The organism is Massilia sp. UMI-21, assembly GCA_015277795.1.
GTDB lineage: Bacteria > Pseudomonadota > Gammaproteobacteria > Burkholderiales > Burkholderiaceae_D > Telluria.
The window spans coordinates 4,103,274-4,121,428 of sequence record CP063848.1 but is presented as its reverse complement, the minus strand read 5'-3'; the positions used below and the strand labels follow the sequence as shown (position 1 = coordinate 4,121,428).

The window sequence follows — 18,155 nt, the reverse complement described above, 5'->3', positions numbered from 1 at the left end:
TTCGCCGACCGTGCGTCCAGAAATACCTTGGCTGCAGACCGCTCCTCTTTTCATGCGGCGCTTGAACGCGCGGTCGGCAGAGCCGACCACCCTACTTGAATTTCGGCTGGACAGCCCAATCTTGGCAGCCTGACATCATCAAGCTGCCAGGAGACCCTGCCATGAAACGCGTCGTTCTGTTCCTCGCCACCAACCTTGCCGTCGTGCTGGTGGTGTCGCTCGTGCTCAACCTGCTCGGCGTAGGCCGCGCCGTCACGGGGCAGGGCATCGATATCGCGAACCTGGCCGTGTTCTCGCTGGTGGTCGGCTTCACCGGTTCCTTCATCTCGCTCCTGATGAGCAAACCCATGGCCAAGTGGTCGACCGGCGCGCGCGTCATCGCCCAGCCGGCCAACAGCACCGAACTGTGGCTGGTCAATACCGTGCGCAGGCTGTCCGAGCGCGCCGGCATCAAGATGCCGGAAGTCGCGGTCTACGAGGGCGAGCCGAATGCCTTCGCCACCGGCGCCTTCAAGAACTCCGCGCTGGTGGCGGTGTCCACCGGCCTGTTGACCAGCATGAACCAGGACGAGGTCGAGGCCGTGCTCGGCCACGAGGTGGCCCACATCGCCAACGGCGACATGGTGACGCTGACCCTGATCCAGGGCGTGGTCAACACCTTCGTCGTGTTCCTGGCGCGCGTGGTCGGCTTCTTCGTCGACAAAATGCTGTTCCGCAGCGAGGACCGCGGCCCCGGCATCGGCTACATCGTCACCGTGTTCGTGTGCGAGATCGTGTTCGGCATCCTGGCCTCGATCATCGTGGCCTGGTTCTCGCGCAAGCGCGAATTCCGTGCCGACGCCGGCTCCGCCAAGCTGCTGGGCAGCCCGCTGCCGATGCAGCACGCGCTGGCCCGCCTGGGCGGCCTGGCGCCAGGCGCGCTGCCATCGTCGATGGCCGCCTCCGGCATCTCCGGCAGCGGCGGCGGCTGGGGCGCGCTGTTCTCGACCCACCCGCCGATGGAGCAGCGCATCGCGGCGCTGCAGGCGCTGCGTTGACATCCTGCGCTGCAGGCGCTGCGTTGACATCCTGCGCTGCAGGCGCTGCGTTGACATCCTGCGCTGCAGGCACTCCGATAACAAGATAAAGAAACTAAAGAAAGGCGACCCATGGCCCAGCACTTCCAGATCCATTCCGAGAACCCGCAGCCGCGGCTCCTGAAGCAGGCTGCCCAGATCATCAGCGCGGGCGGGATCGTGGCCGCGCCCACCGATTCGGCCTATGCGCTGGTGTGCCGCCTCGACGACAAGGCCGCAGTCGAGAAGCTGCGCCGCATCCGCGGCGTCGACGACCGCCACCACCTGACCCTGCTGGTGCGCGACCTGTCCGCCATCGCGCACTTCGCGCGCGTCGACAACACGCAGTACCGGCTGCTCAAGGCGACCATGCCGGGGCCCTACACGGTGATCCTGGAGGCGACGCGCGAAGTGCCGCGCCGCCTCTCGCATCCGTCGCGCAAGACCATCGGCGTGCGCGTCCCCGAGAATCGGATCATGCTGGCGCTGATCGAGGAACTGGGCGAGCCGCTGATCGGCACCACCTTGCAGCTGCCGGGCGACGAGCACATGCTGTCCGACCCGGACGAGGTGCTCGAGCGCCTCGGCAAGCAGATCGAACTGGTGATCGACGGCGGCGCCGGCACCCTGGAGCCGACCACGGTGATCGACCTGACCGGGCCGGCGCCGGAACTGGTGCGCGCGGGCAGGGGCGATCCGGCGGCCTTCGGGCTGTAGGGTGATCTGGTCCAGTAGACCGGATCACGCTCCCCGGCCTTCAGCATCGTCTAACTGCCGGGTCCCCGGGACCTGATAGAATCGCGCACATGGATCCAGAACTGATACGCAACATCGCCGTCTACGCGCTCCCCGTTCTTTTTGCGATTACCCTGCATGAAGCCGCCCACGCCTACGTCGCCCGTTATTTCGGCGACAACACCGCCTATGCCGCGGGGCGCATGACGCTCAATCCGCTGGTGCACGTCGACATCCTCGGCACCATCGTCATCCCCATCGCGCTGTACCTGACGAGCGGCTTCGTGTTCGGCTACGCCAAACCGGTCCCCGTCGACTTCAACCGCCTGCGCAACCCGAAGCGCGACATGGCCTGGGTGGCCCTGGCCGGTCCCGGCGCGAACTTCATCATGGCGCTGATGTGGCTGATCCTGGCCTTGCTGCTGGTGGCCTTTGGCGTGAGCGAGGAATTCCCGCACAAGGTGGCGCAGGCCGGCGTGTTCGCCAACCTCCTGATGTTCGCCTTCAACCTGCTGCCGATCCCGCCGCTGGACGGTGGCCGTGTGCTCACCAGCATGCTGCCCACCCGCCTGGCCTACAAGTTTTCGCGCATCGAGCCCTATGGCTTCTTCATCGTGCTGGCGCTGATTTTCATGAACCTGCTGGCATTCTGGGTGTTCCCCGTGATGCAGCTGGGCCGCATCCTGCTGCAGCTGATCGCTTCGCCCCTGACGCTGTTGCTCAACTAAGCTGCTGCCGACATGAACATGATGAACCTGCCGGTCTCGCCCTGGGTCGCGCGCTTCGCGCCGCTGGCGAAAGCGGGCGAAGCGCTCGACCTGGCTTGCGGCAGCGGCCGCCACACGCGCCTGCTGGCGGCGCAGGGCATGCAGGTAGTCGCGCTGGACCGCAATGCCGAGCTGTTGGCAACGCTCGCCGGTCCGGAGGTCAGCACGCTGGTGCACGACCTGGAAGCCGAGGGCGCCGTCTGGCCGTTCGAGGCGGGGCGTTTCGCGCTGGTCGTCGTCACCAATTACCTGTACCGCCCGCTGTTCGCGCGGCTGGCCGCCAGCCTGCGCCCGGACGGCATCCTGGTCTACGAAACTTTTGCGCAAGGTAACCAGGTCTACGGCAAGCCGTCGAATCCGGACTTCCTGCTGGCGCCTGAAGAACTGCTGGGTCTGGCACGCGAGGCCGGCCTGCAGGTGCTGGCCTACGAGGACGGCCATGTCGACCGTCCCCACCCGGCCCAGGTGCAGCGCCTGTGCGCGGCCGGGCCGGCCTTCGCCAAAACCGAAGCGAAGCTCGACCATTAATGTGGTCACGAATGAACCATAGAAGCGGGCGATCCGCTACAATCAGACTTTTAGTGCGACACGTAATGTGTTGCTCTTATGCATAAGCTGGCCGTGCGGGTTTGGGCGAGCATGAGACCGTAGTTTCTCTCTAGTGGAATACCGATTTTCTCCTGAAAATCGCTGTCATTCGGTTCCTCTTGGAACCACGTGAAGTCGTTGTAGACCGGCAAACTTTGCGGTCGAGGGCGAAGCCTTATCTCATCAAGATGTAAGAGGTAAGGTTGAGTGTGGTATTTATGTCAAAGTAGGCAGAGTCGTAACAAATGCTTACAACATTCCTTGCGTCATGTAGAGGGCGGACTCATTAATCTTTTCCACTAAGAGCATCCTGCTCTGCAATGCCTTGTCGGGCCCGGCTAATTGGTGCCCCGACCGGATGTACGACCATCTGTAGCCAACCTGAGCGGGCTCTACTGGTAACGGTAGGGTTTCGAAGCCTCGTGAATAACGTATCTCCCGTTTTACGGCACATAGTCTGCGTGAGCAGACGTGTGGAGGTCGTTCGCAGCAAGCGACCAAGAGGCTAGGCTAGTGCCGCATGGGTAAATTAATTGAACCATCGTGTGAACCCTCGTGATGATTGAAAGGCTTACGCTGCTCAAAGGCCTTGGCCAAATGGCGCGCGACCTGGTTACTCCGGTTAAAAGTCGGGGTACGTTCGTCTTAGTGTCGCCGGGGGAAAGATGGGCCCTAAACGGCTAGTCACAGTCCGCAATTGGGACTGTGTCGGTATTGCAGGGAACGTGGTAAGCCCGTTATCTCGCCTTACTCGGAGCAGTGGGTAAGGCAGGGAAACTGTTGAGGTAGCGGGTATGGGAGCGTGGAGAAAGCGAACGCCGGGTTGTAACCATCCGGATAGGGATTCCAACTTTGTCCTGTGTCAACGGCGATTGAAAACTGATACAGATTTCGTCGTGCCAGCGATTTAAAACTGATACACCGCCGTTGCCGAACACCGTCCGCGTTCAGCCAACTTCTGCAACATCGCTCCCCCTCATCATCCCGGCCTGGCGCTGGTGCTTCAGCCGGTAGCTTTCCCCTGCAATCGGCACGATGTGCGCGTGGTGCAGCAGCCGGTCGAGCAGGGCCGCGGTCAGCGTCGTGTCCTGCGCGAAGGTCGTGTCCCACTGCCCGAACGGCAGGTTGCTGGTCACGATCAGGCTGCTACGCTCATACAGGGCCGCGATCACCTGGAAGAACAGGTTGGCCTGTTCCCGGTTCATCGGTAAATAGCCGATCTCGTCGATGATCAAGAGCCGATACGCCTTGATCGCGCGGTGCATCACCGCTTTCAGATTGTTCTGCGTATGCGCCGTCGACAACGCCAACATCAAGTCGGCCGCCGTCGTGAAGCGCGTCTTGATGCCTGCCTGCGTGGCCTTGTAGCCCAGTGCCATTGCCAGGTGCGTCTTGCCTACGCCGCTGGGCCCGACCAGCACCACGTTTTCATGCCGTTCAACGAAGCCCAGGCCGGCCAGTTCCTCGACCTGGCTGCGCTTGACGCCTTTGGCGAAGTCATAGTTGAACTCGTCCAGCGTCTTCACTGCCGGGAACCCGGCCAGCCTGGTCATCATGCTCTGCTTGCGTACGTTGCGTCCGGCGGCTTCTTCCCTCAAGAGCCCCTCCAGGAAGTCGCTGTAGGCCATCTCCTGCTTCGCCGCCTTCTGGGTTGCGGCGCCATAGCCCTGTGCCACGAACGGCAGGTTCAGGCTCTCGCACAACGCCGCGATACGCTCATGCTGCAGGTTCATGCCGCCACCCCTTCAGTAACCCGCACCAGCAGCGCGTCGTACACCTGTAGCGGATGCTGTACTGGAGACGGTTGCGCGATCCGCTCCACCACCGCCGCCGGCCGCGGCGCCGCAGGTGCTGCAGTACTCGTTTGCGGCCTGGCTGCCGCGATGTCCGCCCGCCACGGTGCCGGTAGCGCTTGCAGGTGCTCCACCTCCCGCTTCAATGCTTCGGCTGGCGGCTCTCCGGTTGTTCCGTGGATGCGCGCATTGGCCACGTCGCGCAACCAGTGGGCCACTTCCACGTTGGCCGTCACGACGTCGAGCTTCTGGCCGCTCTGCGCGAGCCGGCTCGCCAGCGGCACGTAGAACGAACGACGCAGGTAGCCGTTGAATCGTTCGACCTTGCCCTTGGTCTTGGCCCGGTACGGCTGGCACAGCTTGATCACGAAACCGCTATGCCTGGCGTAGTCCAGGAAGCCGGCGTGGAAGCGGTGCTCGCCTTCGCCGTACGCATCGCGTTCCAGCACCACCGTCTTCATGTTGTCGTACAGGACCCGCCGCGTCACGCCACCGAACGCCGCAAAGGCGCGCTCGTGGCAAGCGATCAGGGTCTCCACCTTCATGTTGCTGACGAACTCCACGTAGCTCGCCCGGCTAAAGCCGAGCGTCGCGCAGAACGCGTGCAAGGGTGCGCTGCCTTTACGGAATTCGACCCAGTCCACCTGCAGCTGCTCGCCCATCGCCGTCTCGAAACGCACCACCGGGTCGGCTGGAGGCGCCGGGCGCAAGGTGCGCAGAAAGGCCCTCAACTGGCTCATGCCGCCCTCGTAGCCGCGAGCGGCGATCTCGCGGTACAGCACGGTGGCCGGAATCACGTCGGGCTGAGCGGCTTGCTGCCGATCTCTCAGGTACTGCTCGAATTGCGCCAGCTTCGTCTGGCGTTTGACCTTGCGTTCGTACTTCGGCACGGCCTCCAGGGCCAGATGCCGGCGTACCGTGTTCACTGCGCAGCCTACCTCGGCGGCGATCTGCCGAAGGCTTAACCCATGCCTCTTCAGGAGTTGAATTTCCACGTACACCTCTTTGGGTTTCAAGGCCGCTCCGCAAAGCGGCCATCTTCTCAAAATGGTGTATCAGTTTTCAATCGCTGCCTGTATCAGTTTACAACCGCTGCTGACATCCTGACCCGAAAGGGTGCAGACTTCCACGCGGCGTAGTAGTCGTTAGCGGCTGTATCGACTTTTGTAGTTTCAGGCTTCCCGAAGGGACGTTATCACCCCTGAGGGGGAGGATGCGTCTCCAAGGGGTTCCCACGGACTATTGGAGGTTCAGCATGAGAGTAACTGATCGTTCTATGATCGGTTCTGCGTCCTCACACAAACCGACGGGCTGGGCGAGCATCGACTGGCGTCTGGTCCAAAGGAATGTGAGAGCCATGCAGACACGACTAGCGAAGGCAACAGAGTGCGGCGACTGGCGTAGGGTCAAGGCCTTGCAACGGTGGCTCACCCGCTCGTTTTCAGCAAAGGCTTTAGCTGTCCGACGAGTTACCGAGAACCAAGGCAAACGAACGGCAGGTGTCGATCGGGAGCTGTGGGACTCGCCACAAAAGAAATTCGTGGCGATTTCCCAATTGAAGAGGCAGGGGTACCACCCTCTGCCATTGCGTCGGGTCTACATACCGAAGGCCAACGGCAAGATGCGGCCATTAGGAATACCCACAATGCGGGATCGAGCGATGCAGGCGCTGTACCTGTTTGCGCTAGACCCTGTGTTGGAGACGAAGAGCGATCCGAATTCTTATGGGTTCAGACGGAACCGCTCGACGGCTGATGCGATGTCCCAGATATTCATTCGTATGTCCAAACCGGGCTCTGCAAAATGGGCGCTCGACGCAGACATCGAGGGATTCTTCGACAACATCAACCACGAATGGATGCTGCAACATATCCGAATGGACCAGCAGGTCCTGAGGAAATGGCTGAAATGCGGAGTGGTTGATAAGGCAGGCCTGTTGGCGACAAGGGATGGGACGCCGCAAGGAGGAATTATCTCTCCGGCGTTGGCGAACTGGACGTTGAATGGTCTGGAAACCGAACTCCTGAAGGATTGCGTAAGCAAATGGGGAGTGGGGCGGACCAAGAGGCTGAAGATTGGTGTGATCCGATATGCGGACGATTTCGTTATCACAGGTGACTCGCGAGAGTTGCTGCAGGACGAGATACAGCCTTGGGTTGAAGCGTTCCTTGCGGAGCGTGGACTGAGGTTGGCGGCTGCAAAGACGAAGGTAGTCCACATCGACAACGGCTTCGACTTCCTCGGGTGGAACTTCCGAAAGTTGAATCGCCACGAGTTTTCTAGACACTCGACAGCCGTTGAAAATACTGCTTTTCGTACTCGACCGGCGACAAGTCATTGCTGAAGCTGTGCCGCCGCTTCGGATTGTAGAACATCTCGATATAGTCAAAGACGTCCTGCTTTGCTTCTTCACGGGTGCCGTATGTTTTGCGTCGAATTCGCTCCCGCTTGAGCAGTTGGAAGAAACTCTCAGCGACGGCGTTATCATGGCAGTTTCCGCGCCGGCTCATGCTTTGCTGCAGATTGTGCGCGTCCAGGAAATCGCGCCAATCATAACTGCTAAATTGACTGCCTTGGTCCGAATGCACCATCACCATATTCTTGGGTTGCCGGCGCCAGACGGCCATTAGAAGCGCGTTCATCGCCAACTCGCGATCAATACGTGAACTCATCGACCAACCGACTACCTGGCGCGAAAAAAGGTCGAGTACCACGGCCAGATAGAGCCAGCCTTCATACGTTCGGATATACGTAATGTCCGTCACCCAAACTCGATTGGGCTCCTGCACGTCGAACTGGCGCTGTAAATGATTTGGCGCCACAAGTGAAGGCACACCGCCACGTTTGTACTTGCGCTTGGCGTAGCCGGTCTGCGAGCGAATCCCGGCCGATCGCATCAGGCGGTGAACGCGATTGATGCCGCATTGTTCGCCCAGTTCGCGCAAGTCATCGCTGACCTTGCGGTAACCGTACACACTGCCGCTTTCGAGCCATGACTCCTTGATGGGAACCAGCAAGCGCTTGTCTTCCTTGGCGCGGCGGCTTTCGGGGTTCAGACGCCATGCATAGAAACCACTAGGATGCACGCCAAGCACCTTGCACAGCCGCCGCACCGGGAACTGGTCCTGTAACTCAACAATGAAGGTGTACCTTACCCGGACGTCTTGGCAAAGTACACCGCGGCTTTTTTCAAGATGTCGCGCTCCTCCGTGACGCGCTTCAACTCGGCCTTCAGGCGGCGCATTTCATCGGCCTGGGCATCAACCACCTTGCGCTCCTGTTCAGGCACACCGTAGCGTTTTGTCCAGGTGTAAAGGCTATGGATACTTACCCCCAGGCGCGCCGCTACTTCGCTTGCCGGGTGACCGCGCTCCGCCACTTGCTTGACCGCCGCAATCTTGAATTCTTCGGGATACCGCTTACCGCTCATACATTCTCCTTGTGCCCAACATTATGGCTCAGAAGTGTCTACGATAGTCGTGGCGATTCAAGTATTCAGGGAAGCTGCTCATCAAGCCGAGCAAGAAGAACGTGAAAGCGTTCTATGCGGAGCTAAGGGAGGTCATCAACAAGCGACTGCAGGTGACGCAGGAGGAGTTGCTCCGAGTGCTGAACCCGAAGCTGCGCGGATGGGCGCAATATCACCATCCCGTAGTGGCGAAGCGGACGTTCTCATACATCGACTCGCTGCTGTTCTGGCGACTGGTGCGATGGGCTAAACGTCGGCACCCAACGAAGAAAGCGGAGTGGATTCGCAAGAGGTATTGGCGGCCGCTGGGCAATCGGAAATGGGTATTTGCAGTCGATGTCAACAGGAAAGATGGTGCGGACAGTGTGCTAGAGTTATACTCACTGTCTAGCACGCGCATTACCCGTCATGTGAAGGTCAAGGGAGAGTACAACCCCTACGACCCGAAGGACGAAATGTACGGCGAGACCTTGCTCCAACGTCGCATGCTTCTCAAGCGGCGCGATTACAAGGAGTGGGCGACGCTGTACCTACGTCAGGAAGGGAAGTGCGCGCATTGTGGTTTCGAACTGGATGATGTCACCGGGGCAGACATACACCACGTCGTGAGGCGGGTGGATGGCGGATCGGAGGCGTTGTCTAACAAGAGACTGGTACATCCAACCTGTCACAAGCAGATCCACAGCTAAAGGTTTTCAGGTTGTTAGCTGGCTCCTGATTGGGAGCTTTTTATTACGCTCGAGCCGTGTGCAACGAAAGTTGCAAGCACGGTTCTACGGGGGGAGGGGGCCGGTAACGACCTCTTCCTACCCAACTTTACTTTCCGGCACGGCCAACGCATATGATTAAGGGCAGCATCGTAGCAATCGTCACCCCGATGTTCGAGGACGGCAGTCTTGACCGCGACTCCCTGCGCAAGCTGATCGACTGGCACATTGCGGAAGGCACCGATGGCATCGTCATCGTCGGTACTACCGGCGAATCGGCCACCGTCTCCCCGGAGGAGCACGCGGAACTGATCAAGATTGCGGTGGACCACGTCGCCGGCCGTATTCCGGTGATCGCCGGCGCGGGTGGCAATTCCACCGCCGAGGCCATCGCACTGACCCGCCACGCCAGGGACGTCGGCGCCGACGCCACGCTGCAAGTGGTGCCGTACTACAACCGTCCGACCCAGGAAGGCATGTACCGCCACTTCAAGGCCATCGCCGAAGCGGTCGACCTGCCGGTCATCCTGTACAACGTCCCGGGCCGTACCGTGGCCGACATGAGCAACGAGACCGTCGCGCGCCTGGCGCCGATCGACAACATCGTCGGCATCAAGGACGCCACCGGCAACATCGGCCGCGGCATCGAACTGCTGCGCATGGTCGACCAATCCTTCGCCGTGTACTCGGGCGACGACCCGACCGCGATGGCCCTGATGTTCTGCGGCGCTAGCGGCAACATCTCGGTGACCGCCAACGTCGTCCCGCGCGCGATGCACGAACTGTGCGCCGCCGCCATGGCCGGCGACGTGGCGCGCGCCGTCGAGATCAACAACCGCGTACTCGACCTGCATGCCAAGCTGTTCGTCGAGCCGAACCCGGTGCCGGTCAAGTGGGCCCTGGCCGAGATGGGCAAGATCCCGTCCGGCCTGCGCCTGCCGCTGGCGCCGCTCTCGAGTGCGTTCCACGATACCGTGCGTGGCGCACTGGCCCAGTCTGGCCTTCTCCAGCCCTGAACCCGCAAGGGTTCCGGTTCCTAGCAACTGACATCGAACGACATGACTATTCGCACCAACAAGACCCTGGTTTCCGTTCCCGCCGCCGCGCGCGTGCTGACGCTCGGCGCCGTCGCGCTGAGCCTGGCGGCCTGCACCACCATCTTCGAGTCGGACAAGGTCGACTACCGCGGCGCCAAGAAGGCCGCCAACCTGGAAGTTCCGCCAGACCTTACCGCGCTGCAGCGCGACAACCGCTACGCCATTCCTGACGGTAAGGGCGTGGCCACCGCGTCCGGCTTCCAGCAGCAGATGGGCGCGCAGAGCGCCGGCGTGCCGGTGGCCGCTTCGATGCAGCCGGTCGGCCCGGTCTCGACCGATGCGGTCAGTGTCCAGCGCAACGGCGACCAGCGCTGGCTGGTGGTCAAGCAGACCCCGGAACAACTGTGGCCGCAATTGCGCCAGTTCTGGGAAAACCAGGGCTTCGCCATCGAGACCGAATCGGCCACGACCGGCACCATGGAAACCAGCTGGGTCGAGAATCGCTCGAAGATCCCGCAAGACTTCATCCGTGGCGCGCTGGGCAAGGTGTTCGATCGTGCCTACTCGACCGGTGAGCGCGACAAGTTCCGCACCCGCCTCGAGCGCCTGCCGGACGGTTCGACCGAGGTCTACATCAGCCACCGCGGCGCCGAGGAAGTCCTGCAAGGCCCCCAGAAGGAAACCACGATCTGGACCGTGCGTCCGAACGATCCGGGCCTGGAAGCGCAATTCCTGGGGCGCCTGGTTGCACAGCTGACGGGCGTCAAGGAAACCAAGCAAGCCGAGAGCATGGTCGCGAACGCCCCGGTGGCGCCGCAGCAGGCCACGCTGGTGGGCAGCGCCATCGAGCTCAATGAAGGTTTCGACCGCGCATGGCGCCGTGTCGGCCTGGCGCTCGACCGCGTCGGCTTCACCGTGGAAGACCGCGACCGCGTGCAGGGCGTGTACTTCGTGCGTTACGTCGACCCGGACGCGGCCAACAAGGAAGGCTTCTTCAAGAAGCTGTTCACCTTCGGCAGTGCGGAAGACAAGGCCAAGGAAGCGCAGCGTTACCGTGTGATCGTCAAGGGCGAGCAGGGCGCGGCAAGCAGCCAGGTGACCGTGCAGACCAATGACGGCAAGTCGGACACCGGCGACACCGGCGCGAAGATCCTGAAGCTGCTGACGGATGAGCTGAAGTAATACGGGCGTTTTCGTCCAGTGCAAAAACCGGCCCGCGCGGCCGGTTTTTTCATGCGCCGGCGGTAGGCGTGATGCCGGTGCGGACCGGCGGCGCACGCAGCGTACCGGCGAAAAAAAACCGGCCCGCAGGCCGGTTTTGAATCAGAGTGTGCTGATTACTTGGTTGCTTCAGCAGCTTGCGAAGCAGCGTCCGAAGCGGCAGCAGCTGCGTCAGCAGCTTGCGAAGCAGCTTCCGAAGCGGCAGCAGCAGCAGCGTCAGCCGGAGCGGCGACGGTTGCGTCGGTCATGGCTGGAGCGACGGTTGCGTCGGTTGCAGCTGGTGCTTCGACAGCAGCCGGAGCGACCGGAGCGGCTTCTTCTTTCTTGCTGCAAGCTGCCAGAGCGACGGCCATCAGGGAAACGATCAGCAGGGATTTTTTCATGATTTTCCTTAATATTTCAAAAGTAAGTACAGCTTGTTTGAATAATAATTACCGGTAATTATTGCTCAGAGGAATTCTCGTGCTTTTTTAGGAAAAAGCAAGACTGCCAGTTAGGCAACGGATCCTTCCTGACCTGATATTATAGCCAAATTTACTGAATCGCAATAGCGAACTCATGCTCTAGCGAAAGTTATTTGCGACTTAACAAAATTTAGTTTGTTACAAGTTGCTACCGCAATGAAAACTCACCAGAGATTGGCTTTCCTTTAACGTTCACAGGCCGGTTCTGGTTGACGCCAAAGTGAGAATTGATGCTTCCCAGATCGCGTCGAAGCGATCGCGCGGCAACTTCACCGCCTCTGGCGACGCCAAGGCCAGTTCGCCGCGCATGTGCGCGCTGTGGAAACGACGCAGGACGTGGTCTTCGTCCACGATGCAGAACGAATCGGTGAGCTGGCGCAGGCTGGTGGGAGTCGCCCGGCAAACCACGGCGTGGCCGTAGTCGCGCAGCAGGCGCAGGAAGCGCGGGTAATGGCGCTCGATATGGGCGGGCGTATGCATTGCCAGGCGCAGCGTGCCGCCGCGCCCGAGAAAGGCGCGCAGCGCCGCATCGACGTCGCTCGCGCCCAGCGGGAAGACCGCGAAGTCCGGATCGAACAGGTCGAGGCGGGCGTGGGCGGCGGCCAGGCAGGCGCGAAACTGCGCCTCGAACGCCAGCCGGGTGTCGAAACGCATCGCTTGCCCGCCAGTGGTCTGCTCCTGCATGGTCCCTCCCGCTCCTTGCGGCGCTTTACTTCATTGTCAGCCGAGTTCGATCCAGCCGTCCTGGTACCAGGTGTACAGCGCTTCGAGCACGTCGTCGGTGGCGCTGGCCAGCAAGGCCCCGCCGATGCGCCGCTCGTTGGCCAGGACATCCAGCACCGCCTTGTCGGCGCGGCCGACGGCGAAGGACTCGCCGTTGATGAAGACGTTCTTGCCGCGGTAGAGCATCAGGGTCTTGCTCGACAGCTTCAGGCCCTTTTTGCCGGCGGTCTCCATGAAGCGGCCGACCGTCAGCGGCTTGGCCGGACCGGTGAAGAACACGTTGTGCTTGGGCTCGGACAGGTGTTCGCCCAGGAAGATCGTCACGTCTTCCTCGTCCCAGCGCACCTTGTTCAGTTCTTCGGTGACGGTGGACAGCATCGCGCGCGGGATCTCGGCCGGGTTCTTGCTGTGTTGCAGGTCCGGGTCGGCATAGCGGCCGGGCAGGTCGATCGAATCGGCCATGAACTGCAGGAAGGCTTCGCCCAGTTCCTGGAACGAGGGCGAGCGGAAGCCGATCGAGTAGGTCATGCATTCGCCTTCGGCCACGCCGTCGTGGGCGTAGTGCGGCGGCAGGTAGAGCATGTCGCCCGGTTCCAGCACGAACTCTTCTTCCGCCTCGAAGTTGGCCAGGATCTTGAGCGGCAGGCCTTCGACCAGGTCGAGATCCTGTTGCGCGCTGATGCGCCAGCGGCGCCTGCCCTGGGCCTGCAGCAGGAATACGTCGTAGGAATCGAAGTGCGGACCGACGCCGCCGCCGTCGGTGGCGAAGCTCACCATCAGGTCGTCGAGCCTGGCGTCCGGCACGAAGCGGAACTGGCGCAGCAGCTCGTCGGCGCGCGCGTCGGCCAGGTTGACGCCCTGGACCAGCATGGTCCATTCGCGCTCGCTGCGCGCCGGCAGTTCGGTGAGCGGACCGTGCTGCATGTCCCACTGGCCGTCACGCAGGGAAACCAGGCGCGACTCGACGTGGTTCTGGCGCGCGAGCTCGGCCAGTTTTTCGAACGTGAGCAGGGGCTTGAAGCCGGGGACGGCCTGGCGGATCAGCAGCGGTTTCTTGTGCCAGTAATCGCGCAGGAACTGGGCGGGAGTAATGTTCCCGAGAAGCTGTAATTTTTTCATGCGCCATTATAACCAGCCTGCGAGGTAAGCTAGCCAAAGGTGCCCCCGCCTGGTGAGGGTATAATCCGGGGCTTACAACGAAAGGATCTGCGATGAAGATTGCCAAGAATACGGTCGTGTCGGTCAACTACAAGCTGTCGGACGCCCAGAACAACCTGATCGAAGAGGGCTCCCAGCCGATGGTGTACCTGCACGGCGGCTACGAGAACACTCTGCCGAAGATCGAAGAAGAACTCGACGGTAAGGAAACCGGCTATTCGTCGACGATCCAGGTCGAGCCGGAAGATGCCTTCGGCGACTACGATTCCGAGCTGGTCAAGGTCGAAGACCGCAAGCGCCTGCCGGAGCCGCTCGAAGTCGGCATGCAGTTCGAAGGCGTGGCCGAAGGCGTGGACGACGAACCGACCATCTTCACCGTGACCGACATCGCGGACGACAAGGTGGTCCTGGACGGCAACCACCCGCTGGCCGGCATGGCGCTGCGTTTCGACCTGTCGGTAATCGACGTGCGCGAAGCCACCGCCGAAGAGATCGCCCACGGCCACGTGCATGGCGCGCACGGCCACCATCACGAAGAGATGGGCGACAGCGAAGAGGGCGACCACTTCCGCACCAAGCCGCTGTAATGTACCGATTGCCTGCGGCGCGCTGCTGCGCTGCGGGTTCGCGCAGGAAACCCGGTCCCGGCTTTGGCCGGGACCCGGCCTCGTCGGGCAGCCGCCGGCATGCCCGCTCGGCGCTCAGCGCACGGCCTCTCCCAGGCTGAACACATTCTCCCCCTTGCCCGCCACCCGCAGCGCCACCACGTGCGCGCCGACCGACAAGTGCCCCAGGTTGCCGCGCCAAGCGATCGCCGGACGCGCCTCCTTCGGCAGCCCGGCGCTGTCGACCACCAGTACCTGGCCCTTGAACTTTGCCGCCTGCATCTGCACCTGGCGCCGCGTGTCGGCGAAGCCGTCGTGCGCGGTGGGTGTCCGCTGCAGCAGCGCGCGCAGGCCGTTGGCCGGCTCCAGGAGCGGGCGCATATTCCCTTCTGAAAACAGCACCACCGCATCGACCTTGTCCTGCCGGGCGATCGCGAACAGGCGGTTGAGCCAGAAGCGGTTGGCCACCGCCCGGTCCTCGTACTCGCTGTTGCGCCCGGCGGCCGCCAGATAGTGGTTGTTGACTGCCGGCAGGTTGATGCTGGCGTACAGCACCTTGCCGACCTGCCAGTGGGCGTTCTCGGCGTAGCTGCGAAAGCGCGGGCTGCTCGACAGGCGGGTTACCGGAAGCTTGCGCTTGCCGAGCGATTCCGGCTCGGCGTAGAACAGCTCGCGCAGCCGGTTCAGGCGTTCGATGGCATTCGTGCGGCCGGCCGAGTTGCGGCAGCCGGTCCAGTCGTTGCCGCTCAGGGACAGCATGACGGGGCGCCTGGCCTTGTCAAACAGGGCGCGCCGCCGCTGGTAGAGGCGGTCGCCGCAGCTTTCATCGGCCCCCTTGATGCCGGTGACGACCAGGAAGGCCAGGTCTTTGTCCTTGGCTTCCTGCAGTACCTCCTCGAGCGCCGCCTCGCCGCCCTCGGCCGCGCGGTGGCCGGCCACGGCGAAGCGGTGCGCGTCGGGGTCTTGCGCGCTGATTTTCTCCTTCTCCTTCTCCCTCTTCTTGTCGTGCGCGCCGGCCGGCGCCGCGACCAGGGCGGCCGCGAGCAGGCCGGCCAGGAGGAGGGGACGGCGCGCCGGCATCAGGCCGCGAGCCGTTTCAGCTCGTAGAGCCGCTCGAGTGCTTCACGCGGCGTCAAGGCGTCCGGGTCGATCGCGGCCAGGGCGTCTTTCAGCTCGCTCCGCTGTGGGTCCTGCGCGCCATCGGTCTCGGGCATTGCCGCCGGCGCCTCGTCGCGGTCGTCGGCGGGCGCGGCGAACAGGTCGAGCTGCGGCGTCGCGTCCAGCGCCTGCGATTCCAGCCGCGCCAGGTGCTTGCGCGCGGCGCGGATCACGGCCGGGGGCACGCCGGCCAGTTGCGCCACCTGCAAGCCGTAGCTCTGCGAGGCCGGGCCGTCCTGCACCGCGTGCAGGAACACGATGCTGTCCTTGTGCTCGACCGCCGACAGGTGCACGTTGACCGCGCTCGGGTGGGCCTCGGGCAGTTGGGTGAGTTCGAAGTAATGGGTCGCGAACAGCGTGAAGCTGCGGCTGCTCTCGATCAGGTGGCGCGCGATGGCCCAGGCCAGCGCCAGGCCGTCGAAGGTCGAGGTGCCGCGGCCCACTTCGTCCATCAGCACCAGGGACTGTTCGGTGGCGCCGTTGAGGATGGCCGCCGACTCGGTCATCTCGACCATGAAGGTCGAACGGCCGTTGGCCAGGTCGTCGCTGGCGCCGATGCGGGTGAAGATGCGGTCGATCGGGCCGATGACGGCGCTGGTGGCCGGCACGTAGCTGCCGACGTAGGCCAGCAAGGTGATCAGGGCGACCTGGCGCATGAAGGTCGACTTACCGCCCATGTTCGGGCCGGTGATCAGCAGCATGCGGCGCTCGTCCGCCAGGCGGCAGTCGTTGGCGATGAAGCGCTCGATCTGGTTCTCCACCACCGGATGGCGGCCTTCGACGATGTTCAGGCAGGGCTCGTCCACCAGTTGCGGCGCGCACCAGTTGTTGCGCACCGCGTGGCTGGTCAGCGCCACCAGGGTGTCGAGCTGCGCCAGGCCGCCGGCGATCGACTGCAGGCAGCCGATGAAGGGCGCGAGCTCGCCAAGAAGCTGGTCGTACAGCATCTTCTCGCGCGCCAGCGCGCGGTCCTGGGCCGACAGCGCCTTGTCCTCGAAGGCCTTGAGTTCGGGCGTGATGTAACGTTCGCAGTTCTTCAGGGTCTGGCGGCGGCGGTAGTCTTCCGGCACCTTGTCGGCCTGGCCGTTGGTGACTTCGATGTAGAAGCCGTGCACGCGGTTGTACTCGACGCGCAGGTTGGCGATGCCGGTACGGGCGCGCTCGCGCGTTTCCAGGTCGACCAGGAACTGGCCGGCGTTCTCGGACAGCGCGCGCAGTTCGTCCAGTTCGGCGTCGAAGCCGCGTGCGAACACGCCGCCGTCGCGCACCATCACGCTCGGTTCTTCCATGATCGCGCGGCTGAGCAGGTCGACGCAGGCATCGGGCGGGGACAGCAGCGCGTGGATCTCGCGCAGCAGGCTGGTGTCGCCGGGGACGAAACAGCGCGCCACCCCTTCGCACAGGGCCGGCAACTGCTTCAGGCCGTCGCGCAGGCAGGACAGGTCGCGCGGGCGCGCCGACAGCAGGGCGATGCGGGTGGTGATGCGCTCGATGTCGGGCACGTTCGCCAGCGTGGCGGACAGGCCGTGGGTGGCGTCAAGCCGGGCCAGCGCCGCGATCGCCTCATGGCGCGCGCGCGCCACGCCCTGGTTGCGGCGCGCATGGTGCAGCCAGTGGCGCAGCATGCGCGAACCCATCGCGGTGCGGCAGCCGTCCAGCAGCGAGAACAGGGTCGGCGCTTCCTGGCCGCGGATGGTCTCGGTCAGTTCCAGGTTGCGGCGCGTCGCCGCGTCGAGGCCGATGTATTCGTTTTCCTGTTCACAGGCCAGGCTCTTCACGTGCTGCAGCCCGCGTCCCTGGGTCGATTGCGCGTAGCGCAGCAGCGCGCCGGCCGCACCGAAGGCCGCGCCCAGGCCGTCCGCGCCGAAACCGGTGAGGGTGGCCACGCCCAGCTGCTCCAACAGCGCCTGGTGGCCCTTGAGCACGTCGAAGTGCCATTCCGGCACCCGGTTGGTGTGCGCGACCGGCTCGGATTCGAACAGGTCGGCGCCGCCGTTGCCGCATTCGGCGCGCAGGATCTCGGCCGGCGAGATGCGTTCGAGCTCGTGCGCGAGGCGGGCCTCGACGGCGCGCGCGTCGCCCGAGAACTCCATCAGGCGCAGCACGCCGCTGGCCAGCGACAGCCAGGCCAGGCCGACGCTGAGGTTCTTGCGCTGGGGGAGCATGCACATGGCCAGCAGCGGGCGATCGGCCTTTTCCGGCAGCAGGTCGCTGTCGGTCAGGGTGCCCGGCGTGACCACGCGCACCACCTTGCGCTCGACCGGGCCCTTGGACAGGGCCGGGTCGCCGATCTGCTCGCAAATCGCGCAGGATTCGCCGATTTTCACCAGCTTGGCCAGGTAACCGTCCAGCGAGTGGAAGGGCACGCCGCACATCCTGATCGGCTGGCCGTTCGCGCTGCCGCGCGCCGTCAGCGTGATGCCGAGGATGCGCGCCGCCTTCTCGGCGTCGTCGTGGAACAGCTCGTAGAAATCGCCCATGCGGTAGAACACCAGCATGGAGGGGTAATCGGCCTTGATGCGCAGGTATTGCTGCATCATGGGAGTGACTTTTTCCGCCGGGCTGCTCTTGATGGCGGCGGCGTTGATTTCGTTAGGAGCGTTCATTTCTGTGTGATTCGGTGCGGCGGGCGGGTGCTGGGCCAGGGCTCGTCATTTTACCGCGATCGGGTGGGC

The 18,155-nt window shown here is 63.2% G+C and carries 17 protein-coding genes; 9 read left to right on the top strand and 8 right to left on the bottom strand.

Annotation, left to right across the window (positions count from 1 at the left end; translation table 11 throughout):
* Nucleotides 1-161: 161 nt before the first annotated feature.
* The 4 genes from htpX to IM543_18155 all read left to right on the top strand — a co-directional run bounded on the left by htpX (nt 162) and on the right by IM543_18155 (nt 3,085).
* On the top strand, nt 162-1,037 hold the full coding sequence (htpX, locus tag IM543_18170) for a protease HtpX (protein QOY93465.1): 876 nt from the start codon (nt 162-164) through the stop codon (nt 1,035-1,037).
* Between the two features lie 111 nt (nt 1,038-1,148).
* Nucleotides 1,149-1,772, top strand: coding sequence for a threonylcarbamoyl-AMP synthase (locus IM543_18165; GenBank protein QOY93464.1), 624 nt, complete (start codon nt 1,149-1,151; stop codon nt 1,770-1,772).
* A gap of 89 nt (nt 1,773-1,861) precedes the next feature.
* A complete protein-coding gene (locus IM543_18160) occupies nt 1,862-2,518 on the top strand; it encodes a site-2 protease family protein (GenBank protein ID QOY93463.1) in 657 nt (218 codons plus the stop codon).
* A 21-nt stretch (nt 2,519-2,539) separates the two neighbouring features.
* Nucleotides 2,540-3,085 carry a class I SAM-dependent methyltransferase gene (locus IM543_18155; protein ID QOY96743.1) on the top strand — a complete coding sequence of 182 codons (546 nt, stop codon included), beginning with the start codon at nt 2,540-2,542 and terminating at the stop codon, nt 3,083-3,085.
* Nucleotides 3,086-4,092: 1,007 nt separating this feature from the next.
* On the opposite strand, the gene IM543_18150 is transcribed toward IM543_18155, so the two are convergent.
* The gene (locus IM543_18150; protein QOY93462.1) at nt 4,093-4,878 is read right to left on the bottom strand and encodes an AAA family ATPase; all 786 of its coding nucleotides are present in this window, start codon (nt 4,876-4,878) and stop codon (nt 4,093-4,095) included.
* Nucleotides 4,875-5,954: an IS21 family transposase gene (locus tag IM543_18145; protein ID QOY93461.1), complete on the bottom strand. Its 1,080-nt coding sequence runs from the start codon at nt 5,952-5,954 to the stop codon at nt 4,875-4,877. The genes IM543_18150 and IM543_18145 overlap by 4 nt, the downstream gene beginning before the upstream one ends.
* A gap of 239 nt (nt 5,955-6,193) precedes the next feature.
* Here IM543_18145 and ltrA point away from each other — a divergent pair, with 239 nt between their 5' ends.
* Nucleotides 6,194-7,282, top strand: a complete 1,089-nt coding sequence (gene ltrA, locus IM543_18140) for a group II intron reverse transcriptase/maturase (GenBank protein ID QOY93460.1) — start codon at nt 6,194-6,196, stop codon at nt 7,280-7,282.
* On the opposite strand, the gene IM543_18135 is transcribed toward ltrA, so the two are convergent.
* Nucleotides 7,218-8,368, bottom strand: a protein-coding gene (locus IM543_18135) for an IS3 family transposase (GenBank protein ID QOY93459.1) whose coding sequence is annotated in 2 segments (ribosomal slippage) — nt 7,218-8,122 and nt 8,122-8,368 — 1,152 coding nt in all. Because the reading frame shifts where the segments join, the coding sequence is not laid out codon by codon here. The genes ltrA and IM543_18135 overlap by 65 nt on opposite strands.
* Nucleotides 8,369-8,442: 74 nt before the next feature.
* Between IM543_18135 and IM543_18130 the strand changes: the two genes are divergently transcribed.
* The 3 genes from IM543_18130 to bamC all read left to right on the top strand — a co-directional run bounded on the left by IM543_18130 (nt 8,443) and on the right by bamC (nt 11,333).
* Nucleotides 8,443-9,096 (top strand): HNH endonuclease, encoded by a 654-nt coding sequence (locus tag IM543_18130; GenBank protein QOY96742.1) that lies wholly within the window; start codon nt 8,443-8,445, stop codon nt 9,094-9,096.
* A 152-nt stretch (nt 9,097-9,248) separates the two neighbouring features.
* The gene (locus IM543_18125; protein ID QOY93458.1) at nt 9,249-10,130 is read left to right on the top strand and encodes a 4-hydroxy-tetrahydrodipicolinate synthase; all 882 of its coding nucleotides are present in this window, start codon (nt 9,249-9,251) and stop codon (nt 10,128-10,130) included.
* Between the two features lie 42 nt (nt 10,131-10,172).
* Nucleotides 10,173-11,333 (top strand): outer membrane protein assembly factor BamC, encoded by a 1,161-nt coding sequence (gene bamC, locus IM543_18120; GenBank protein ID QOY93457.1) that lies wholly within the window; start codon nt 10,173-10,175, stop codon nt 11,331-11,333.
* A gap of 155 nt (nt 11,334-11,488) precedes the next feature.
* On the opposite strand, the gene IM543_18115 is transcribed toward bamC, so the two are convergent.
* The 3 genes from IM543_18115 to IM543_18105 all read right to left on the bottom strand — a co-directional run bounded on the left by IM543_18115 (nt 11,489) and on the right by IM543_18105 (nt 13,678).
* Nucleotides 11,489-11,755: a hypothetical protein gene (locus IM543_18115; protein ID QOY93456.1), complete on the bottom strand. Its 267-nt coding sequence runs from the start codon at nt 11,753-11,755 to the stop codon at nt 11,489-11,491.
* Between the two features lie 273 nt (nt 11,756-12,028).
* Nucleotides 12,029-12,490 (bottom strand): hypothetical protein, encoded by a 462-nt coding sequence (locus tag IM543_18110; GenBank protein QOY96741.1) that lies wholly within the window; start codon nt 12,488-12,490, stop codon nt 12,029-12,031.
* Nucleotides 12,491-12,556: 66 nt separating this feature from the next.
* Nucleotides 12,557-13,678, bottom strand: coding sequence for a cupin domain-containing protein (locus IM543_18105; GenBank protein ID QOY93455.1), 1,122 nt, complete (start codon nt 13,676-13,678; stop codon nt 12,557-12,559).
* A gap of 92 nt (nt 13,679-13,770) precedes the next feature.
* Here IM543_18105 and IM543_18100 point away from each other — a divergent pair, with 92 nt between their 5' ends.
* A complete protein-coding gene (locus tag IM543_18100; protein ID QOY93454.1) occupies nt 13,771-14,304 on the top strand; it encodes a peptidylprolyl isomerase in 534 nt (177 codons plus the stop codon).
* Between the two features lie 114 nt (nt 14,305-14,418).
* Here the strand turns inward: IM543_18100 and IM543_18095 are convergent, their stop codons facing one another.
* Together IM543_18095 and mutS are read right to left on the bottom strand one after the other, a co-directional pair.
* Nucleotides 14,419-15,402, bottom strand: coding sequence for a hypothetical protein (locus IM543_18095; GenBank protein QOY93453.1), 984 nt, complete (start codon nt 15,400-15,402; stop codon nt 14,419-14,421).
* Nucleotides 15,402-18,086, bottom strand: a complete 2,685-nt coding sequence (gene mutS / locus IM543_18090) for a DNA mismatch repair protein MutS (GenBank protein QOY93452.1) — start codon at nt 18,084-18,086, stop codon at nt 15,402-15,404. Before mutS ends, IM543_18095 begins: the two co-directional genes overlap by 1 nt.
* Between the last annotated feature and the right edge of the window lie 69 nt (nt 18,087-18,155).

Excerpts from the sequence above, each read along its gene's own strand:
- IM543_18160 (QOY93463.1), top strand. The coding sequence starts at position 1,862 with ATGGATCCAGAACTGATACGCAACATCGCCGTCTACGCGCTCCCCGTT.
- bamC (QOY93457.1), top strand. The coding sequence starts at position 10,173 with ATGACTATTCGCACCAACAAGACCCTGGTTTCCGTTCCCGCCGCCGCG.
- IM543_18155 (QOY96743.1), top strand. The coding sequence starts at position 2,540 with ATGAACCTGCCGGTCTCGCCCTGGGTCGCGCGCTTCGCGCCGCTGGCG.
- IM543_18165 (QOY93464.1), top strand. The coding sequence starts at position 1,149 with ATGGCCCAGCACTTCCAGATCCATTCCGAGAACCCGCAGCCGCGGCTC.
- IM543_18100 (QOY93454.1), top strand. The coding sequence starts at position 13,771 with ATGAAGATTGCCAAGAATACGGTCGTGTCGGTCAACTACAAGCTGTCG.
- IM543_18115 (QOY93456.1), bottom strand. The coding sequence starts at position 11,755 with ATGAAAAAATCCCTGCTGATCGTTTCCCTGATGGCCGTCGCTCTGGCA.
- ltrA (QOY93460.1), top strand. The coding sequence starts at position 6,194 with ATGAGAGTAACTGATCGTTCTATGATCGGTTCTGCGTCCTCACACAAA.
- IM543_18150 (QOY93462.1), bottom strand. The coding sequence starts at position 4,878 with ATGAACCTGCAGCATGAGCGTATCGCGGCGTTGTGCGAGAGCCTGAAC.
- IM543_18125 (QOY93458.1), top strand. The coding sequence starts at position 9,249 with ATGATTAAGGGCAGCATCGTAGCAATCGTCACCCCGATGTTCGAGGAC.
- IM543_18095 (QOY93453.1), bottom strand. The coding sequence starts at position 15,402 with ATGCCGGCGCGCCGTCCCCTCCTCCTGGCCGGCCTGCTCGCGGCCGCC.
- IM543_18105 (QOY93455.1), bottom strand. The coding sequence starts at position 13,678 with ATGAAAAAATTACAGCTTCTCGGGAACATTACTCCCGCCCAGTTCCTG.
- IM543_18110 (QOY96741.1), bottom strand. The coding sequence starts at position 12,490 with ATGCGTTTCGACACCCGGCTGGCGTTCGAGGCGCAGTTTCGCGCCTGC.
- htpX (QOY93465.1), top strand. The coding sequence starts at position 162 with ATGAAACGCGTCGTTCTGTTCCTCGCCACCAACCTTGCCGTCGTGCTG.
- mutS (QOY93452.1), bottom strand. The coding sequence starts at position 18,086 with ATGAACGCTCCTAACGAAATCAACGCCGCCGCCATCAAGAGCAGCCCG.